Below are 3,949 nucleotides of genomic sequence, written 5' to 3' on the forward strand. Positions count from 1 at the left end.
CTCTATACCGTCTCCTTCTGCAAAAGAAATAATTTAATCATGTTTTATTTGCGATAGACAAGATGGGGTTAAATTACAGAAACGGGGCAAATGCGAACTAGGATCTTAATTTTGTATAAAATAAGATCGTTATCGCTAAGAGCCCCAAATTTTATCTAATTAAAAATCCCTTTAAAAATTGATTGCATTCCTCTATAGATAAGGATTTTTACGAATAATTGTTCTTGCAATGCGATGGTAACTCGGTACTTCGATCTTTTTTTGTCGTAATTGCTCAACAAGGATATAGAATAGTTTGCGTGGATGCATTTGCTTATCTACCATGTCTCCAATCATTTCATCGAAGATAGGAAGAGCATGGTTAATATCAATATAACCACAATGTTCTAATGCGTATGCGATGTTTTTGTCGAGTACGGTCATGATATTGATTCAAAAAGTCTTCAGGAACATCGGTGCCAATCGCTTTTGCAGCCGCTTTGATGTCAGATGCTCTGAACGTTTTTGTTGTAAAAAATTTACCACTTACCTTGAAATAGCCGTATTGAACAAGTAATCCAATTTGATTGGCTGCTTGTTTTGTCTTTTGACTAAGCTGACTAGATAAAGGATCGGGTTTAAAAACTATTTTCTTTCATCCGAACTGAGCACAGGTGGGCGGCAAAATCGCTTGGCCTCATAATCTGGCAATACTTCAATTAAACGCATTAGTCCAGTTCTCCAATTTGCTCTACCGCCTCGCTCAAGTCGGAAAAAGAAGGTTGGCAATATAATTTTGTTGTATCCAATCGTTCATGGCCTGCAAGAGAAGCCACTTTTTCTAAGCTAATGCCAGCATCAACCAAATTTTTACAAAATGTATGTCTCAATTGATGGGGGGAAATCATGCCTAACTCCTCTGGGGTGCGTAATCGCTTCAGCATGAGCTGAATTCCTCGAGGACTCAGTACCCCTCGTTGACCATTAAAAACAAATGCATCGCTTCCTGCATGTAAAGCATAATCTAAAGTAAGAAACGCAAATCGTGCTTCTTTATTTAACGGGACCTCACGATATTTACATCCTTTCCCTGCATTGATCGTCAGCTGTCCTTTACGTTCACTTAAAACAATATGACTCCATTTTAAGTTGCATAGTTCACTGACACGAAGCCCTGTATTTAGTAAGATTTTTACAATCGCAACATCCCTCTTGCAGCCATTTTGCTCAACATGGCGCAGTAGCTGATTTTGTTGATTGCGATTCAACCATTTTGGCATTGATTGAGATTGTTTCACTGTTTTGGGTAATGGGAATCGGTATTTGATTTTTTTTGTTAGCCATCCCCACTCCAGAAAATACTTTAGAGACAGTAGTCGACGATTAATCGTTTGAGCTTTAAATCCTGAGTTAATTAAATATTTTTTGTATTGGCGTGCATCAGTCGGTGTGATGTTAGCCAATTTCATGTCTACTTTATTAGCCGATTCAAACCAGGTTGCAAATTGAAGCAAATCGCTTTGATAACTTTCCAAGGTCAATGGTGATTTATCAGTCGATTTTTGATAGGTGATATATGCTTCAATTTGAGTGTTTTTGGCCATTACTAATTATGCGATTAGATTTTATTGAGATAATCTAACATAAAAAAAGGGATTATGCGATTAGTTAAGAATTAGAGCAAAGGATTTAAATTAACCAACATGGTTATTTTTATGATAAAATGTCTTGGCTTTTTAAATCTAAGGGTGGTTCACTAATTTTAGCGAATCAGAAATATCACTGAGTAAGGTCATAAATGAGATATTCCATTCAAATAATAGATAAAATTCTTTTAATTACTCTTATTCTTTTTATTTCACATCTTGGCCATGCTTATAATAGACCACAAACTCACCCCATCATTCTTAATGGAAAAAATCTAACAATAGAAAAAGTTCTAAAGATAGCAAGACAAAATACTTTGGTAAAAATTGACGATACAGCGATGGAAAAAGTCAACCGTTCTCATCAATTGTTACTATTAGCCGCAGAAAAAAATTTGCCTATATACGGATTAAATCGAGGTGTTGGCTTAAATAAGGATAAAACGATTTTTCAAGGAAATGTTCTAACGTCTGAAGCTCGACAAGAGTCTGAGAAATTTAACATGAACGATATTTATGCGACGAGTGCGGGAATAGGACCTAATGCTTCTCGTGAAGTAGTACGCGCAGCTATGGCAGTTAGACTCAATACACTATTACTTGGAAATGCTGGCGTTCAACCTTCAGTTGTCGAAATGTTCGCTGCTTTTTTAAACAATGATATTGTCCCAATTTTACCATCAGGTGGCTCAATCGGTGAGGCTGACATTACTATCCTTGCACATATTGGTCTTGCTATGTCAGGTAAAGGTGATGTTTTGTATAAAGGAAAAAAAATGTCCGCAAATGAAGCTTTTAAAAAAACTGGCATTCAACCTTTACACCTTTATGCTAAAGATGCACTCTCTATTTTTAGTTCAAATGCTTATACAGCAGGGATGGCTGCTTTAGCAACTTACGATGTTGAACAGCTAATCAATAAATACGAATTATTAGTAGCGTTAAGCTTGGAAGGAATCAACGGAAATATTGCCCCCTTCCTTAAACCAGTATACTCTATACGTCCTTTCCCAGGCCAAGGTATTTCTTCACAAAATATCATTGACTATTTGCAGGGAAGTTATCTTTTAGGTGCATCAGAAAAAAGAGCACTTCAAGATCCTCTTAGTTTCCGAACAGCTAGTCAAGTTATTGGTGCTACTCGTGATATATTGAAAGACCTAAAACATGATCTTACTACTCAATTAAATTCTTCTGACGATAATCCTGCTGTTGTAATCGATATTGCTCCTCCAAAAAATGCTTCCATCCAGGAAAAATCTTATTATGTTAGCAACGGCCCATTATCCGGAGCGGTGATTCCCACTGCTAATTTTGAACCTATTTCATGGGTATTAAATATTGAAAGATTGAACATCGCTTTAGGGCATTTGTCCGCAAGTAGCACACAACGCATCGTAAAATTAGGTTCATTTTGCATAAATCAAATATCACGTTTTCTTTCTCCTGATCAGGCAACTATTGCGTTTGCTGCTATCCAAAAACCAATTATGTACTTAAATACAGAAGTACAGCAACAAAGTATTCCTGTATCAACTATTTCCTATCCTGTAGCTGGAGAAATTGAAGACACCGCTACAAATTCCCTTCTAGTAGTGGAACATTTAACTAAAATAGTTGATAACCTTTATCAAATCATGGGATTTGAGTTGATGCATGCGAGCCAAGCAATCGATCTAAAAAAATTACAGATGCCTGAATTAAAGTTAGGAAAGTCAACAATGGCTGTATATTTAGATTTCCGTAAGTTAGTTCCTTTTTTGCAAAAAGATAGGGAATTAACACCCGATATTAAAAAAGCATACGAATTTACACGCACATATGATATTGAACAAGTACTGACCAACAAAAACTTACATTAAAGGATTTGAGTAGCACTTACAATAATTCTTGGGAATACGCGTAGTTCGTATTTGCCCCGTTTCTGTAATTTAACCCAAGATGTGTAGAAGATTCAGCCGTGAAAGAGGGCGACGATTCTTTCGAAAGTTTAGAATTTTTGAATAAGTGTATTGTTAAATTCATCCAAGCTCTTTTTAAGATTCATTGGGTGTGACCTCAGATTAATGTAAACAAACAATGACACAATTCACTCAACAGTCATTTTACTTATCACTCAAAGTATTCTTATTTTGCCTTCCATAAAGACCAACCTATGATTGATAAAATGGTTAAAATGACCAGCCTTTACAATTAGGATGCGCGTGGAACAAATCATTAATGGTGTTTACAAAAACAATATGATCAAATATAATACTACATGTATTTTATCAGCGCCATAGGAAGCCTCATGCAAAATAAATTTACAAAGTTACCGAGTGTAC

The 3,949-nt window shown here is 35.9% G+C and carries 4 protein-coding genes; 1 reads left to right on the plus strand and 3 read right to left on the minus strand.

The genetic code is table 11. The features are described from left to right. Positions 1-192: 192 nt before the first annotated feature. The 3 genes from Lgra_RS16920 to Lgra_RS16925 all read right to left on the minus strand — a co-directional run bounded on the left by Lgra_RS16920 (position 193) and on the right by Lgra_RS16925 (position 1,583). Positions 193-423: a DUF4158 domain-containing protein gene (locus Lgra_RS16920; protein ID WP_058500322.1), complete on the minus strand. Its 231-nt coding sequence runs from the start codon at positions 421-423 to the stop codon at positions 193-195. Next, positions 368-628, minus strand: a complete 261-nt coding sequence (locus Lgra_RS18640) for a DUF4158 domain-containing protein (protein ID WP_083502931.1) — start codon at positions 626-628, stop codon at positions 368-370. The genes Lgra_RS16920 and Lgra_RS18640 overlap by 56 nt, the downstream gene beginning before the upstream one ends. A 79-nt stretch (positions 629-707) precedes the next feature. Then, positions 708-1,583: a tyrosine-type recombinase/integrase gene (locus Lgra_RS16925; protein WP_058500323.1), complete on the minus strand. Its 876-nt coding sequence runs from the start codon at positions 1,581-1,583 to the stop codon at positions 708-710. A 194-nt stretch (positions 1,584-1,777) separates the two neighbouring features. Between Lgra_RS16925 and Lgra_RS16930 the strand changes: the two genes are divergently transcribed. Beyond that, a complete protein-coding gene (locus Lgra_RS16930) occupies positions 1,778-3,487 on the plus strand; it encodes an HAL/PAL/TAL family ammonia-lyase (RefSeq protein WP_058500324.1) in 1,710 nt (569 codons plus the stop codon). The last annotated feature ends 462 nt before the right edge of the window (positions 3,488-3,949 follow it).

Source organism: Legionella gratiana (assembly GCF_001467695.1).
Taxonomy (GTDB): domain Bacteria; phylum Pseudomonadota; class Gammaproteobacteria; order Legionellales; family Legionellaceae; genus Legionella; species Legionella gratiana.